This window comes from Desertimonas flava (assembly GCF_003426815.1).
GTDB lineage: Bacteria > Actinomycetota > Acidimicrobiia > Acidimicrobiales > Ilumatobacteraceae > Desertimonas > Desertimonas flava.
Window position 1 is genome coordinate 82,242 of the sequence record NZ_QKYK01000007.1, and the last position, 15,419, is coordinate 97,660.

At 68.8% G+C, this 15,419-nt stretch carries 11 protein-coding genes; 6 read left to right on the forward strand and 5 right to left on the reverse strand.

Translation table 11 applies throughout. The features are described from left to right. The first annotated feature begins 11 nt into the window (after positions 1 to 11). From DN771_RS10590 to DN771_RS29450, 3 genes are all read left to right on the forward strand, one after another. Complete coding sequence (locus DN771_RS10590; protein ID WP_116997341.1) at positions 12 to 515, forward strand: hypothetical protein; 504 nt, start codon at positions 12 to 14, stop codon at positions 513 to 515. A gap of 591 nt (positions 516 to 1,106) precedes the next feature. Beyond that, entirely contained in the window at positions 1,107 to 1,727 is a 621-nt protein-coding gene (locus tag DN771_RS10595) for a hypothetical protein (RefSeq protein ID WP_116997342.1), read from the forward strand. Positions 1,728 to 1,948: 221 nt separating this feature from the next. Beyond that, positions 1,949 to 2,446 (forward strand): hypothetical protein, encoded by a 498-nt coding sequence (locus DN771_RS29450; RefSeq protein ID WP_162941792.1) that lies wholly within the window; start codon positions 1,949 to 1,951, stop codon positions 2,444 to 2,446. A gap of 100 nt (positions 2,447 to 2,546) precedes the next feature. On the opposite strand, the gene DN771_RS10605 is transcribed toward DN771_RS29450, so the two are convergent. From DN771_RS10605 to DN771_RS10615, 3 genes are all read right to left on the reverse strand, one after another. Next, the gene (locus tag DN771_RS10605; protein ID WP_116997344.1) at positions 2,547 to 3,215 is read right to left on the reverse strand and encodes a hypothetical protein; all 669 of its coding nucleotides are present in this window, start codon (positions 3,213 to 3,215) and stop codon (positions 2,547 to 2,549) included. Between the two features lie 354 nt (positions 3,216 to 3,569). Further along, positions 3,570 to 7,418, reverse strand: a complete 3,849-nt coding sequence (locus tag DN771_RS10610) for a NucA/NucB deoxyribonuclease domain-containing protein (RefSeq protein ID WP_162941793.1) — start codon at positions 7,416 to 7,418, stop codon at positions 3,570 to 3,572. A gap of 204 nt (positions 7,419 to 7,622) precedes the next feature. Continuing rightward, a complete protein-coding gene (locus tag DN771_RS10615; protein ID WP_116997346.1) occupies positions 7,623 to 8,300 on the reverse strand; it encodes a hypothetical protein in 678 nt (225 codons plus the stop codon). Positions 8,301 to 8,602: 302 nt separating this feature from the next. Here DN771_RS10615 and DN771_RS10620 point away from each other — a divergent pair, with 302 nt between their 5' ends. Then, positions 8,603 to 9,838, forward strand: coding sequence for an ATP-binding protein (locus DN771_RS10620; RefSeq protein ID WP_205528530.1), 1,236 nt, complete (start codon positions 8,603 to 8,605; stop codon positions 9,836 to 9,838). 130 nt (positions 9,839 to 9,968) lie between these two features. Here DN771_RS10620 and DN771_RS10625 read toward each other — a convergent pair whose 3' ends face one another. Further along, positions 9,969 to 10,322, reverse strand: coding sequence for a hypothetical protein (locus DN771_RS10625; RefSeq protein WP_116997347.1), 354 nt, complete (start codon positions 10,320 to 10,322; stop codon positions 9,969 to 9,971). Further along, positions 10,291 to 10,833 carry an acyl-CoA dehydrogenase family protein gene (locus DN771_RS10630; protein ID WP_162941794.1) on the reverse strand — a complete coding sequence of 181 codons (543 nt, stop codon included), beginning with the start codon at positions 10,831 to 10,833 and terminating at the stop codon, positions 10,291 to 10,293. Before DN771_RS10630 ends, DN771_RS10625 begins: the two co-directional genes overlap by 32 nt. A gap of 347 nt (positions 10,834 to 11,180) precedes the next feature. On the opposite strand from DN771_RS10630, the gene DN771_RS10635 reads away from it, so the two are divergent. Then, positions 11,181 to 13,676 carry a tetratricopeptide repeat protein gene (locus DN771_RS10635; RefSeq protein ID WP_162941795.1) on the forward strand — a complete coding sequence of 832 codons (2,496 nt, stop codon included), beginning with the start codon at positions 11,181 to 11,183 and terminating at the stop codon, positions 13,674 to 13,676. A gap of 166 nt (positions 13,677 to 13,842) precedes the next feature. Further along, on the forward strand, positions 13,843 to 15,147 hold the full coding sequence (locus DN771_RS30025; RefSeq protein WP_193615361.1) for an LPXTG cell wall anchor domain-containing protein: 1,305 nt from the start codon (positions 13,843 to 13,845) through the stop codon (positions 15,145 to 15,147). Positions 15,148 to 15,419: the final 272 nt, after the last annotated feature.

Sequence of the window (15,419 nt, forward strand, 5' to 3'; positions counted from 1 at the left end):
CTCGGCCGGGCATGATCGTGGGAGAGAACCCGACCTTCGGAGCGCGGTCCATCTACTTCAGCGCGACCGGGTCGTACTCGGTAGGGACAATGGATGTGAACGGGCTGAGTGACGACGAGCGAGCACTGCTGAGTTGCCTGCCTGCGGACGGGTCGTCCGTGACGAACCCGCGTCTCATCGCAGCACTGCGCTGGGACGCAAGTGAATACCGGCCGGTTCGTGACCGGCTGCTCGATCTCGGACACGTCACACTCGGACCTGGGCGCGGCGGAACCGTGCGCCGCGTCGTCGACGCTGGCACCGATGCTGCTGACGACGAGCCGGTGGTTCACGCGACGGTGGAGATCGTCACGGCGCGGGAACGCGACCTCTACGAACCACTGCGAAAGGTGATCGCTACCGACTGGGCGCGGGATCAACGCATCGAGCCGATAGCCGTCGAAGTAGCGGACCTACAAGGGCGACGCGACACGGGCGGCCGTCCACGAGACCGGACCTCGTTCTCGTCGAACTGAAGAGCTGTCGCTACATCCCGGCCAGGACGCTCGAGGTCATCACATTCGAGGTGAAGCCATCGACTGCCATCGACGTCACGGCCGTCTACGAGGCGCTCGCACACCGCCGGTCGGCTACCCGGTCGTACGTCTTGCTTCATGTCCCAGACCTCGATGACCCCGATATGGCCGGCGTCCAGCAATCGAACGGACTCCGACGACGCGTTTGTATCGGTCGTTGGCAGTCGGCCGCCGACCGTGCTGCTCGGCTCCTGCCGTCCTTCAAGCCCAACGCACCACATCGTCAGGCACGCGGCATCAGTAGACGAACGTGCTCGCGCATGTCCGGAGTCTCGCCCGGTGCCGACTTAGCGGGCTTCATCGCTGCCACCGCAAAGCGGTGTCGACGAGTACGCCGTGGCGCGTTACAGCAAGCAACGTCCTCCCCGTCGTGGTCGAGATCGCGCAACCACGTCTTCGAACCATCTACGCAGAGGGGGTGTGACGGAGTTGAACGGATTCGCCAGAGACCACTTGGACTACCTGGTCCTGGGGCCGCGGCGGTCAGTTAGCTGCGTGTAGGTTTCTCCGATGCGTCCAGCGCGAGTCAGGTTGGTCGATCTCGGCTTGGAGCGGGACTTCGGCACGATGCTCGCGTTCGCCGAGTCGCTGATCCAGTCGCTCGGAACCCGCGCAGGCGATTCCCCGATCGCCGAAGTCGAGTTCATACGTACCCGGGACTCCGAGACCGTCAAAGCTGCCTTCCGATCACCCGCTCACGTGCTTCACATCACCGCACACGGGGACAACGGACCGGACAGTCTCGGCTTCTGGTCGGACGACGAACGGACAACGTTCTACTTGAGCGACTTGGCCGAGACGTTCTCCGACGAGGGCGACGGCATCGAGGCGCCCGTGATCCTCGCTGACTGTTGCGCTTCGGCTCAGGGTCGCTTCGTGCGAGCAATCAGAGACTGCATCGAAGCACCAGCGGTCTACATCGGGGCCAGGAAGAGCGTGGACTGGCGTGAGTCGACCACCTTCGCCTCGGCCTTCTACGCCGCCTATTTCCGAAATCGGGGACGTGGCCTGACACCCACCGAACGCGGGATGCGCGCTGCCGAACGAGCGATCAAGGGCTATCAGGAGATCGTCGACGCGCCCTGCCCGTTCACTGCGAGCATTCTCGCGCCCAGCCGAAAAGCGGTTCGCTCGTTCGGCCGTTCGCACTAGCCGCGTCGACAGGTCGCGGCGGGCGGCAACCCACACGAGCCGCGGCGGGCCGTGCCGCTGAAGCCGAACGGTCGAGACGGACCAACATTTTCGACACGCCCGTGAGATGTTCAGGCGTCTCGGGCTGTCGACGGCTACCGCAGCTCGTGAAGTCCACGCGCGAGGCTGGGCATGTGGCGACAGATACAACCCGTCGATCGGCAGACGGATCACTGGTCTCGATGAGCGAGGCCATCGCAGAGTGGGCGCGGGTCGGGCGACCCGCGCTGGAGCGCGTTGCTCGGACGTACGGTTCATACGTCACGTACCAGGAGATGGCTCTGCTCGTCCAGAACGAGGCAGGTGTCACTACGGGTGTGCCGTTCCGGCACTGGATCGGAAAGGTCCTGGGCGAGATAGCTCGTCAGGAGCGCCCTGGAGAACCGATACTTACCTCGCTCGTGGTCCACGCCGACGGGACGATCGGCGATGGCTACATCATCCCGATCCGCGAACGAGGCGAGCCCGACCCCGATGACCTCGAGCTCCACGCCGCGGCGGAGCGCCTTCGCTGCTACCGCCACTACGGTGCTGACCTCCCGCTGGACGGAGGCAGACCCGTCTTCACCAAAGCCGTGGCTACTAGACGGGCGAGTGCGCGTCCGACCAAGCCGCGAATGGTTTGCCCGACCTGCCATCTGCAGCTCCCGGCTTCTGGTGTCTGTGACACCTGCATTTGATCGATCACGACCTTTGCACACGGCTGATCTCCTCATCGGGCAGTCGATCGCGTCGAAGCCGGCACGTCTCCGGGGTCACGGGACCCGTGCCCCTTGAGCCCTATGGCCGCGGGCGGTGTGCGTCGATCCAGCGGTGGCAGCGCAAGCAGGTCACCTCACTCAGAGTCCTGCCGCTCTCGTAGATCCATCCTGGGAACACGCCACAGACGGCTTTGTACTCCCCACCCTGGCGGCTCAACAGATGACAGGTCTCGGGCGTGTCGTAGAAGTAGGTCGGTTGCTTGACGAAGCCCACGTAATGCCGGTCGTGGTTCGTTTGGCCATCCGCTGTGGAGCGCTCCGCGATGGTGCGTTTCCACTCCAGCGACTCGACGTAGCCACCCCGCCTGTGTGTCTCCTTCAACATGTCGGGAAGTTGGTAGCCGTCCGCCGGCATCAGCTCGTCGTCCTCTTCGTCGGGGATCTCTTCCTCGAGCACGGCGAGCCCGTTGAGGTAGTCGTGAAGATCTTCGACCACCGTGTCGCGGTACGGGAATGGCTCACCGTGCAAGATGTCACCGAGCGCGTCGAGCACGACGTCGCCATAGCGATCCAGGTCGAGATCAGCCCAAACAGCCTGGCCAGCCAGCCATGAGAGGAACTGCTTGAGCTCGACGGCCGTCGGCTTCCGCGTCCCGGTCCGCCCGCCGGAATTTCGCGCGTCCGTTCGCTGTGAGGGCTCGTCGCGAGGGATCGGCGGTCCCGACGCGGCGGCGACGATGCGCTCCACGCATGCGTTGCAGGTCGAATATCGGTCGGCGGCTCCCATCGTCTCGCCGCATTCACTGCACCGCCTGCACGCCAAACTGCCCCTCCCCGCTACCGAACGATGTTACAAGGCGCCCGCGAGTCGAGGTCAACGCCGCTTACTCCATCGACAGTCCGAGCCCCGAGCGTCCGTTCTCCTCCTCTTCTCCAGCGCACGCCGCGCACTGGTCGCCGCACACTGAGGCGGTCGAGCCGCGCGGCCATCCGATCAGCAGCGGCCGGGCGGCACCCTCTCTGCGGGGAGAACGAAGACCCCTGTGCCCACCTGCCAGTCGCGGAAAGTTCGAGACCGGTGCCGACAACCGATGCAATCCACTCAGGCAACCACTCGAACGAGGAAGCGATAGCCGTCGACGCGTGGGAGTTGGCTGCGCATGTAGGCACCGAGAGCGCGGTTGGCGGAGGGGTCGATGGCGCGGACGGATGCTCCCGTCCCGCCCTGGCGCGTGAACGCAGGTGGATACTCGTCGAGGTCGAAGCCGGGAACGCGAGACCAACCGCGCAGGGCGTCGCTGCGCCGAGCGGCTGCGGCTGACGCCTCGGCGACGAGGAAGCGGGGCCGGCCGGACTCGATCGCGTCGTCGATGTGTTGCGCCGCCTCGCCGAAGCGCGATCGAGAGACGCACACGACGCGGGAGAACGAGCAGCTGGACCGGCCCCAGGCCGCCCTGACCCACGGCACGAGCGAAACGGCAGTGGCGCCGACGATCAGAGCGTCAGCCAGGTTGGGATCCTGGAAGAAGTGACGAACTGCGACGATCGGCTCGAGCACCAGTGCGGTGACGCTGCCGATGAGATCGGTGGGATCGACAAAGGCGAATGCCGAAAGCGCCGACGTTGCCACCGCTGGCACGGCAAGGAAGGTCGACACGAGGAACGTCAGCGTCAACACCGCCGCCGTGACTGGGTTGTCGCGGATGAACCGCCACGCCGTGTGGAACGTCGACCCGAGCTCGCCCACCGCGGACTGTCCGGCTCCCGTTACCCGATCCAGAACTCTTGCGTCGGGCCCAAGTCGGTCGAGGACTCGTTCGGCCACTCGAACCGCGACCGTTCCATCGACCAGTTCCTCGAGCACGTCCGGGTCGTCGGGACGCACGTTGATCTGGGCGGCGGTCGCCGGGCCGGTGACGACCGCCAGCGACGTCAGCCCAGCGGCCGACAGAAGTGTCTGCCGAGCAAGCTCGTCGGCACTGCGGTCACCGATGAGGGGTTCGGGCGCCATGGGCAGATGCGCTGACAGGAACGCATCGAGGTACTCAGCCGGATCGGTCACGCGCGGGATCTCGATGCCGAGGTCCGGCGGCAGCGACGCCAACGCAGCGAGCGACGGCTCGACGAGCGCGTCGTCGGGCAGAGCCGCGAACCGACCATCGGTTCCGAAGAGGTCGGACAAGAGCTCGCCGCCGGTCCCATCGGCGTGGGCCGTGCCGTCGTCGTCATACGAGACAGGTCGGACACGGTCGTCGTAAGCGATCTCGTCGACTCGGCCGTCGGCGAAGTAGCTGAACGACCCAGCCCCCTCCGACGACTCGAAGCTCGCGACTCGGTCACCGCCGTCCCAAGCGAGTTCGGTGGTGTGATCGCCGTTGCTGTAGGTGGACGTCGAGACCACACCGCCGGAGTACGCGAAGCCGAGCGTTCTCTCACCGACGGCGATCTCGGTGGGAGCACCGTCTTCGAACGTCGCCGCGAAGGTGGAGTCCCCGATGTCGACCGCCACAATGTTGCCATCCGCGTCGTAAGCCAGCTCGGCCCGGTCGTCGCCGATCTCGACCGACTCCGGCTGACCGTCCGGCGACCACTCCATTGCACCGACCGGCAACATCGCGCCGTCGTCGCGAACCGACGCGGCGACCAGTCGCCCGCCAGCCGCGAAGTCGAAATCGGCGATCGGGACGCCGGCGCGCTCGATGACCTGTAGCTGCCCGGGTAACAGCCACGACAACGCGTAGGCGTCGTCGTCATCGTCGCCGGTACGCACCTCGGCGACGGTGCCGTCCGACCACGTCCACGACTCCGACACCGAGCCCTGCTCGACGCCGATGACCCGGCCCTCCTCGTCGTACGTGTAGCTGGTGTCGGAGCCGTCGTAGCGATGCCGGGCCAGCCGCCCGGCATCGTCATACTCGAACGTCTCGTCGACGTCGTCAGTGTCCACGTGCGTGATGCGGCCGGCCTCGTCCCACTCGATCGCGAGCAGCTCGTCGCCGTCGGTCATCACTCGCTGCAGCAGGTCCTCGGCCCACTCGTAGACGGTGGCGGCACCGCTCGGCGCCGTCCGGGTGAGCGGCAGGCCTTCGGGCGTCCACTCGAACCGCACCTCACCATGCGGGGTCATCACCCGCTCGACGTGGCCGTGGCGGTCGTACGTGTAGGACCACGACATCGGCCCGACGTCCACGCCGGCGAGCTGGCCACCGTCGTTCCATCGATATCTGACGTCGACACCGGCGAACGTGACCAGTCCGGTCAGGCGACCTCCATGCCAGGTCAGTTCCAGTCGATCGCCATCCCGATCGGTGACCGCGAGTGGACGGCCTGCGTCCGAGCGCTCGACCACATAGGTGCGACCGTCGGGAAACGAGAGCCGGATTAGGTTGCCGCGCTCGTCGTACTCGCGAGTCGCTACCCCGGCCGGCGACTCGACGGCGACGATTCGCCCAGCGTCGTCGAATGCGACGAGGTTGCCGGTGTCGTCGATGTAGGTCCCGCCACTCGCTTGGACACCTGCGATGGTCTGGTCCGTCGGCTCGAGCGGGCGGGCGGCTGGTGTTGCGTCGTCGACGGACTGGGTGGCACCGGGGGCGACGACACGGCCCAGCCCGTCGTAGCGCACTCGTTCCGAGCCGAAGGCGTCAGCGACTTCCTGCAGGCGGCCGCGGTCGTCGTAGTCGAAGGTGCGCTCGGCCGCACCAGTCTGCTCTCGGTCGAGCTCCCCGGCGGGAGAGTAGGTGTACGTCGTGACGACGGATCCCGACGACCGCTCGAGGACCTCTCCGGCCACCCCATAGATGAACGTCTGCCACTGCACACCGTCGTCGACTTCGGTCGGCAGTCCCGAGCTGTCCCGGGAGAACGACACCCGGTAGCCGTCGGGGTCGACGACGCGCTCGAGTAGCCCCTGCCCGTCGTAGTCATAGGCGGTGACGGCGCCGGCGTTGTCGATCGATGCGACGCGAGTGGTCGAGCCGTCATACCCGTAGCGCACGACTCCGTCGGCTCCTTCGATCGTGCTGAGCCGCCCAAGCTCGTCGACGCCATACCGCACCACTTCGTCGGGTCCGCCCTCGGGCCGCGTTCGGCGGACCTCGCTCGATCCATCGGGTTGCCACGTCGTCGTAACGCCCTCGACGGGGAGTCGTTCGACGGCCAAGGCTCCGTCCGGCGAGAACGTGCGCTCGAGGAGCACCGTGCCGTCGGCATCGACGGAGCGCTGCAACCACCTTCCGCTGAACTCGTGCACGATCGACGCAGCGGAGGCTCGATCCACGGTGACGGCGGCGGAATCGCCACCGTCGGCGAACTCGAACGTCCAGGTGTCGCCATCCCGATCGACGAGGCGGCTCACGCGCCCGTCTTGGTAGGAGACGTGGCGCTCGCCGAGACGGTCGGCGACCGACACGAGTGCACCCCCCTCGTAGCCGTACTCGGCCGCCGACGATGGCAACCCCTCGACAGCGGAGAGCATCCCGTCGGCGTACCGGTACTCGACCGAGCGACCGTCGCTCGAGGTTGCGGCAACGACCGCGCCGTCGGCCAGGTTCAGCCGCACCGTGCGGTCCGAGCCGACCGCCGACAGGACGACCGCGTCGTCGGCGCGCTCCACATCGACACAGAATCCTTGTGCGGGACAGGCGCCGACGACGGTCCCGTCCTCCCACGAGATCTTCGAGCCGTCGGCGAACGAGACCTGACCGTTGGCCCTCAGCTCGGAGACCGGGAGCGCCGGAGCCGGCCGGACCAGCTCGCCGTCGACGATACGCAGATCGATCCACGACCACCAGCCGGGACCGAAGACCCCGGTTCCGTCATCGTCGGCCTCCGCATGCGAGGCCCCGAGCCACACCCGTTCGAGACTCAGCAGCGACAGCGGCTCGGGCATCGGGATGTCCAGCGACGAGTCCATGAACATCCCGGCCGGTAGTACCACCTGGTCGGCCACGCAAGCACCCATCCGGCACGCGACCGTGAGTGGGTTCGGCACTCCTTCCGCGAGTTCGACGAGCTCGCCAAGCCGCGGTGCCTCGTCGGCATCACCACCACTCGTGCAGGAGGTCACCAGCAGCGATGCGGCGACGGCAACGGCCAGCCCAGTCCGGAACCGGTGACGAGACGTCCTTACGAGTGCCACGCCAACGGTCAGGGCTCAGGCCGATGCGAAGTACACGTCGTCGCCCATGAACCCGGCACTCGTGTAGAGCACCAAAGTGGGGAGCTCGGCCGACGGCACGGGAAGGACCACGTTGCCACTGGCACTGCCGCCAGCGAAGACCTCTCCCAACGAGTCGAATGCGTCGGGCGGCATCACGAACGAGTCCAGTCCGTCGATCTCGACGTTCGCGCTTGTGACCCCGGAGACCCAGAACATCGGCATCGCCTTCTCCTCCGTGCCGTTGTAGGTCGCGGTGATGTTGATGAGCACGTAGACCGAGCCCTCAGGCGGTGGATCGTTGAACATGTTCTCGCCGGTCACCGCTGCCGTGCCGTCGAGGTTCACCGAGTTCACTACGAGGGTCCAGCCGTCGCCGATGTCGGCCGGCGTGCCGATGGGGACGGGGTTCGCCCGCGTCCCGACGCCGGAGGACGGATCGACCGGCGCGGCGGTCGCTAGCGCGGGGGCGGTTGCCATGGGCGCGACGACGGTGAAACTCCCGTCGTCGTTGCGTGTCGCGGCGACCGTGTTGAACTCCGGATCGAGGCCGTAGCAGACGGGCGGCGCATCGGCGCTGCAGGCGACGCTGGTCAGGGTTTGTCCTGACGCCGCCGCCCACGCGACGAACTCGCCGACTGGATCTGGCGGCGCGGCGGCCGCACCCCCAACCACAAGACCGAGACCCGACAGCGCTGACCCAACGCCGGCAACAGCGATCCTCCACCTCATGTTCCCTCCCCAGGTTCACCGGGCAATGTACCCGACCGTGTGAGGGAGCTCGGCGTTCGGGTCGGCGGACGAACGGTCGCGCCAAATCGTTTGCCGGCCGCCCGCCAACGCTGCGGGTTGAGAGGGACGGGACATCGGGCGGCCCGACAGCGTTCGCGCGCGGGCGAACCGGCTGCACCAAATCGACACTCAATGGCGCGCTAGATCGGTATCGGTCGACGCGTGAGATCGGTAGTCTCTACATCGTGGAGTACCTCGATCGGTTGATCGACGCCGAGTTGCAGCGCCGCCTGCGAGTATTTCCGGCGCTGATGGTGGTCGGCCCGCGGGCCTGCGGAAAGACGACCACCGCGTCCCGGCTCGCGGAGTCGCTCGTCCGTCTCGATCGCCCGGCCACGGCGGCCGTGTTCCAAGCCGATCCGGACGCCGCGCTCGCCGATCGGCCCGAACCTGTCGTGCTCGACGAGTGGCAGGACGTGGTCGACGTTCTCGGCGCCGTGAAGCGCGCGGTCGATGACGATCCGCGCCCCGGCAGGTTCATCCTGACGGGCTCGGTGAGCGCCGAGCTCGACACCGCGATCTGGCCGGGGACCGGTCGTCTCGTCCGCACGCCGATGTTCGGGCTGACGGTGCGTGAGCGCCTCGGACGACCGCAGCACCGTCCTTCCATCGCCGCGCTGCTTCGCGGCGAGGTGACGCTGCCCGACGGTCGGCCCAACCTCATCGAGTATCTCGACCTGGCGCTGGAGAGCGGCTTCCCCGAAGCGAGCCGACTACGTGATCCGACAGACCGGCGGGAGTGGTTGGACAGCTACGTCGACCAGCTCGTCACCCGCGACGTCGCTCGAGTCAGTGGCGGTCGCGATCCGGAGCGGCTGCGCCGCTATCTGCAGGCGTGGGCGTTGAACTCGGCAGGGCTTGCCGACGACCTCACGATCTACGGCGCGGTCGGAATCGACCGGCGCACCCACGTCGCCTACGAGCAAGTGCTCCGCAACACGTTCATCCTCGAACTCGTGCCGGCGTGGACAAGCAACCGTCTCAAGAGGCTGGTCCTGTCCCCCAAGCGCTACGTGGTCGACGCGGCGTTGATGGCGGCCGCGGCGAGGGTCGGGCGTTCCGACATCGCCGACGATGCTGATCTGCTCGGACGGGTGATCGACACGTTCGTCGTCTCCGAGCTCCGCGCCCAGCTGGCGATCGAACCCGGCGGACCAACCTTGGCGCACGTTCGCACCGCCGGGGGCAGAAACGAGGTCGACCTCGTGGTCGAGTACGACGGGGGCCGGGTCTACGGGATCGAGATCAAGGCCAGCTCAGCACCGCGACCGGACGACGCCAGGCACCTCCGCTGGTTGGCCGACGAACTCGGCGATCGGTTCGCCGGCGGCGTCGTGTTCCACACCGGGCCCGACTCGATCCGCCTCGGCCCCGACGTCGTCGCACTGCCGATCTGCTCGCTCTGGGGAACTCCGGCGTAGGCCGCCGTTCACGTGCGGTTTGACTATGGCGCGACGTTGGCGCCGTTGAACTCACGCCTCCGTACCGCCGCGCGCGACGGTCACGACCGACTTGGGACGCACCTGACCGTTCGGCGAACGGCTGGGTGGGTCACGAGCTGTTGGCGATCGGTCGGCACGGGACGTGCCGAGTCGGTGGTGCGACCGCTGTGTCGCCGGCCAGACTGGCGAGGGTCCGCTCGAGCCCGGTGAACAGATCGACGACCGCGGTGGCTTCGAACACCCGGTACCGCTGGCGGCCAACGTTGCGCTGCGCCAAGATGCCGGCCTGCCGCAGCTCGAGGCGGTCGGCCCAGGCGCCGGCGAGTCCGAGCGCGGGCCTCGGACCACTCGAGGCGTCGACCGCGACGAGCGTCTCGCTGGTCGGGAACGACTTGTTGGCCCGCGACCGTTGGCGGGCCGATCCGCCGACGTCAGCGCGGATCGCGCGGCAGGCCAAGGGCACGTTCCGCGAGCACGTTGCGAATGACCTCGTCCGTGCCGCCCGCCAGGTGCAGGGCGGGCTCCCCGAGCGTCACCTGGCTCCACGCGAAGGTTCCCCATTCGCCGGTGTCGGCTGTGAGCCGGCATCCCAGCAGGGACGACACGAACGCCGAGATGCGGCGCATGTGACGCCCCGGCAAGCTTCTCTGCGCTCGCCTCGGGGCCCGGCGAACGATCGCCGGCCGCCGTGCGAAACGCCGGTTCGTGAGCGCCATGATCATCTGGTGGGCCACGAGATAGGCAGCACGCTGTCGCGTGAACGGGTCGTGCTGCCTTCCCATCGCACGCATCAGACTCAGGCTACGGTCGACCAGACTCGTCGCTGTCGCTGTCCCGTCACCGATCATCACCCGCTCGTTCGACAACGTTGAGATCGCCACCCGCCAGCCGTCGTCGACGTCGCCGAGGCGGTGGTCGTCGGGTACGCGGACTCCGTCGAGGAACACCTGGTTGAAGTCGGCGCCTCCGGTCATCTGCCGGAGCGGCCTGACCACCGCGGCAGGGGTCGGACATGTCGATCAGGAGTGCCGTCATCCCGGCGTGTTTGGCCGCGCCGGGATTGATGCTGGCTGGCGTCACATCGACCGCAACCGCTGAACGTAACGGCCCTCGTTGCTCAGTTGAGCGACCGGCGGTCGCCTGCCGGCCGTCGGCACCAGGCCCGTCGGCGGACCGGTCGCTGGCTGCGCGTGCAGCTCCCGACGAGTCGGCAACCACTGGCTGACGGGCTAGAGCTCGGCGGCGCGATGGCGCTCGCTCCACGCGGGCGCCGCCGAGTCGGCGAGCTGGCGTGACAACCTTGGGGTCGCCGATGAACCCGATGCCAACGTACGCAGTGATCGCAGCGCGCCTCGGAGACCTGCGCCGTGCCGCGGGGAGCCCGTCGTACACCGAGATCGTCCGCCGGGTGGGCGCCGTCCGGGCGGCACGCGGCGTGCCGGACGCGCAGCAACGCCCGGGGCGGGTCACCGTGTACGACTGCTTCAAGTCCGACCGCCGCCGCTTCGACATCGAGCTGGTGCTCGACGTGGCCCGTGCTCTCGGTGTGGACGAGGTCGCGATCCGCGAGTGGGAGGAGCAGTGCTGGTCGGTGCGCCACGGGATCGACGCTGCGCGTGTCGTGCAGGTTCGCACGGAGCTCCCCGCCCCACCGTTGCGGTTCCTCGGCCGCAGTGCGGAGCTCGAGCAGCTCGTCGCCGCGCGAGGGGTCACGGTCGTTCACGGCATGGCCGGAGCGGGGAAGACCGAGCTGGTGCACCAGGCGGCGCGATTGATGCTCGACAGCGCCCTGTTCGAGCGAGTCGTGATCGCCGATCTACGAGGGTTCGCGCCCGATCGGCCGCCCGCCGATCCGGCAGCGGTCGTGGATGCGATCGTGCGTGCACTGGACAGCGACCCCCTCCGTCTCCCCTCGGCGTCCGACGAACGGCGTCGCGCGTTCACCACGCTGCTCGCTGATCGTCGAGTGGCGCTCGTGCTCGACGACGCCGCGACGGCGGCGCAGGTCGAACCGGTGCTCCCGCTCGATCCGACGCTTCCCGTGCTCGTGACCAGCCGGCACGCGCTGGGCGAGGAGCTCGGCACGTCGTCCTTGGAGCTCGGACCCCTCGCCCGGTCGGCGGCCGTCGGGTTCCTCCGAGACGCCAGCGGTGTCTCTGCCGTGTGGGACGACCACGAGCTCGGCGAGCTGGCTGCGGCCGTCGGCGATCTCCCGCTGGCGCTGAGCGTGATCGCCGCGCGCGTCGCATCGCGGCCGGACTGGACGGCGCGCGACCACCTCACGTCCCTGGTCGGCCGCCACGGCGAGCTGCGACTCGACGACCTGACGACTGGCGTGCTCGACTGTTCCCACGATGCGCTCGACCCCGAGACGGCCCGGACGCTGCGCCTCGTCGCCTCCTTGCCCTTCGACGACGTGGCCGTCGATGGCGTGGCGGCGACCGTCGGCACCGATGTCGACACCGCCGAGCGGCAGGTCAGCGACCTCGTGGCGGCGAGCATGGCGAGCCGACCGGAGGCTGGCCGCGTCACGCTGCACGCGCTCGTGCGTGCTCATGCCCGCGAGCGCTCCCTCGACGCCGACCGGCCCGCCGAACGAGCGGATGCCTTGGGCCGGATGCTCGACCACCTGGCTCTGATGTGCCGCTCCGCAGCAGCCGCCGTCTCCCCACGCCCGCTGCCGCCCTCGCGTGCCGAGCTCGGCGAACCGGTCGAGTTCGATGCCCCGACCGCTCTCGCCTGGGCGGACGCCGAGCTCGTCACCATCCTCAGCGCCGTGGGCGACGAGTGTCGGGCCGTTCGTCCGTCGATCGCCCTCGACCTCGCCGAGGCGGCGTGGTGGTACCTCGACCGCACCTCCCGCTACCACGACGCACTGATGCTCTACGACCACGCCCTCGCCGCCACGCGGTCGCTCCGAGACACAGCCGGCGAGGGCCTCGCCGAGCTGGGCCGGGCCCAGTGCCTGACGCGGCTGGCCGACATCGACCAGGCATCCGAGGCGGCCCGGCGCGCCGAGCACCTGGCCGCCGGCGACGCGCGGACGCTCGGCCGCGTCACGAACGTGCTGGCGATGCTCGCCTTCCAGACGGGCGACTGGGATGCCGCCGCCAGCAATCTGCGGGCAGCGGCCGAGCACTACCAGACGCTCGACGCACCGGGGAGCGACCTCGCGCGGATCTACGACAACCTCGGTGTGCTCAACAGCCGCCTCGGAGAGTTCGACATCGCCGTCGAATACCACACGATGGCCGCCGAGGCAGCGCTCGGTGCCGGCGACGCTCAGGTCGCCGCGCACACGTTGATGAACACCTCGGGCACGCACCAGCGACGGGGCGATCACGCCGCCGCCCTCGAGGCGGCCGAACGTTCGATCGCGCTGTGCGAGGAGCACGGCGTGCTCTCGGTGATCGCCCTCGCGCGCAACAACGCCGCCGCTGCGCTGGTCGAGCTGGGGCGTCATGACGAAGCGATCGAGCAAGGACGTCGCGCCCTCGCCGACGCGCGTGAGCAGGGCGACCGCTACGCCGAGGCGGAGGCCCGGGTGAACCTCGGTGACATGCTCACGGCCGCCGGTGACCTCGATGACGCCGAGGCCGAGCTGGTCGCCGCCCGTCGGTTGTGCGAGGAGCTCGACGATCGCTTCAATTGCGGCCGGGCCCTGCACGGGTCGGGAACCGTCGCTCGCGCCCGCGGCGATCTCGCCGATGCGCGCGCGTGTTGGGAGGCAGCACTCGACTATCTCGACGCTGCCCTGCCCGAGACCGCTGCCGTGCGCGATGCCCTCGCCGAGCTGAGCATCGACACGACGCCGTAACCGTCGCCGATACGGCTCGTCCGGCGACTCCACAGTGTGCGGCTGGGCCTGCGAGTGGTCGTTCGGGATCGTTCGGGCTTCGCCAGTTCTGGCTGGGGGGCCCTGACAATGCCGTCGCAAGCACGCTCGCCGGCGATCCACTGCGTCGGCAAGGAGGACAGACGACATGACGAGGCCCCGCACGCGCGCGATCTTCGGCACTGGTCTCGCGTTGATGACCACGGCGGCGGTGATCTCCTCGACGTCGGCGTCCGCCGCCGCGCCCGGCCACTACGAGGGTTCCACGTCCCAGGGCTCGGGCTACTCCGTCACGTTCACCGTGTCGGGTTCGTCGGTCACCAACTTCGTGGGCGAGGTCGCCTACACCTGCGGAGGCTTCCCCGCCTACGGCGTCGTCGGCTTCGACGGCCCGGTCACGCTGTCGGGGAACACGCTCAACTACTCGTCGACCGCCGACTACGTCACCCAGACCGTCACCGGCACGATCGGCGACGACGGCCAGGCGTCGGGCCAGTTGAGCCTCGTCTACGAGGACGGCAGCGGCCTGTACTGCACCTCCGGCGACATCTCCTGGTCGGCCGAGACGGACGCGCCGCCGCCGACGACCACCACGCCGCCTCCGACAACCTCCACCACAACCTCCACGACCACGACGACGACCATCCCCGCGACGACCACGACGATTCCTCCGACGACCACGACGATTCCTCCGACGACCTCGTCGACGACCACGTCCACGACGAATCCCCCGACGACGACCACCTCCACGACGATTCCCCCGACGACGACCTCGTCGACGACGTCGACGACCGTCCCCGAGACGACGACCACGACCTCGACCACCACGACGTTGCCGGCGACCACGACGACCTCGACCCCCGCGACCACGACGACCTCGACCACCCTCCCCGACACGACGACATCGACGACGGTCCCCGAGACGACCACGACGACATCGACACCGCCGACATCCACACCGCCGACCTCGACACCGCCGACCTCGACACCGCCGACCTCGACAGCGCCGACATCCACACCGCCGACCTCCACACCGCCGACCTCGGCGCCGCCGACGTCGACGCCGAGCAGTGGCGTGTCCGCGGTGACTACCGACGGGCGAACCACCTTCGTCCAGGGGTCGAGCTTCGTGGTCGTCGGGCGCGGGTTCCTCCCCGGGGAGCAGGTGACCGGTGTGCTCAACTCCGACCCGATCCAGCTCGGCACCCAGGTCGCCGACGCCGCCGGCGACGTCCGATTCACCGTTGCGGTCCCGACGACCTTCCCCGCCGGAGCACACACCGTGACGCTCACGGGAGCGCAATCCGGAACCGCCGCGCTCGCCATCACGGTGAGCGCGACCGCAGACCTCCCCGCCACGGGCAGCACCAGCGCCGGCCTGGCCATCTTGGCCGCAGGAGTGTTCCTGACCGGCGGATCGCTGATCCTCGTCGGCCGCCGCCGCACCGCCTGACCACGGGGCAGGATGGGCGAGCGGGGGTACGCCGTCGACTTCGCCGAGAGTGAGCAGGGCGTCCAGCCATCGCCGTAGCCGTCGGTGATCGCCACGGGCTGGCCCGGCGCGCGCTGTCGGTGTCCGGCCCCTCGACACGCCTGCTGGACGACGACGCCGAGCGCATCGCCGCGACCCTGCTCGAGCGCGCCGGCCGCCTCGGCATGTCGGTCACCTGAGCCGAGACGGCTCGCGGCTACTGCGGCCGCAGTAGCCGCGATGCCTGCGCACAG

Coding starts and splice junctions, on each gene's coding strand:
- DN771_RS10630 (WP_162941794.1), bottom strand. CDS start 10,833: ATGACCGGAGGCGCCGACTTCAACCAGGTGTTCCTCGACGGAGTCCGC.
- DN771_RS30025 (WP_193615361.1), top strand. CDS start 13,843: ATGACGAGGCCCCGCACGCGCGCGATCTTCGGCACTGGTCTCGCGTTG.
- DN771_RS10635 (WP_162941795.1), top strand. CDS start 11,181: ATGCCAACGTACGCAGTGATCGCAGCGCGCCTCGGAGACCTGCGCCGT.
- DN771_RS29450 (WP_162941792.1), top strand. CDS start 1,949: ATGAGCGAGGCCATCGCAGAGTGGGCGCGGGTCGGGCGACCCGCGCTG.
- DN771_RS10590 (WP_116997341.1), top strand. CDS start 12: ATGATCGTGGGAGAGAACCCGACCTTCGGAGCGCGGTCCATCTACTTC.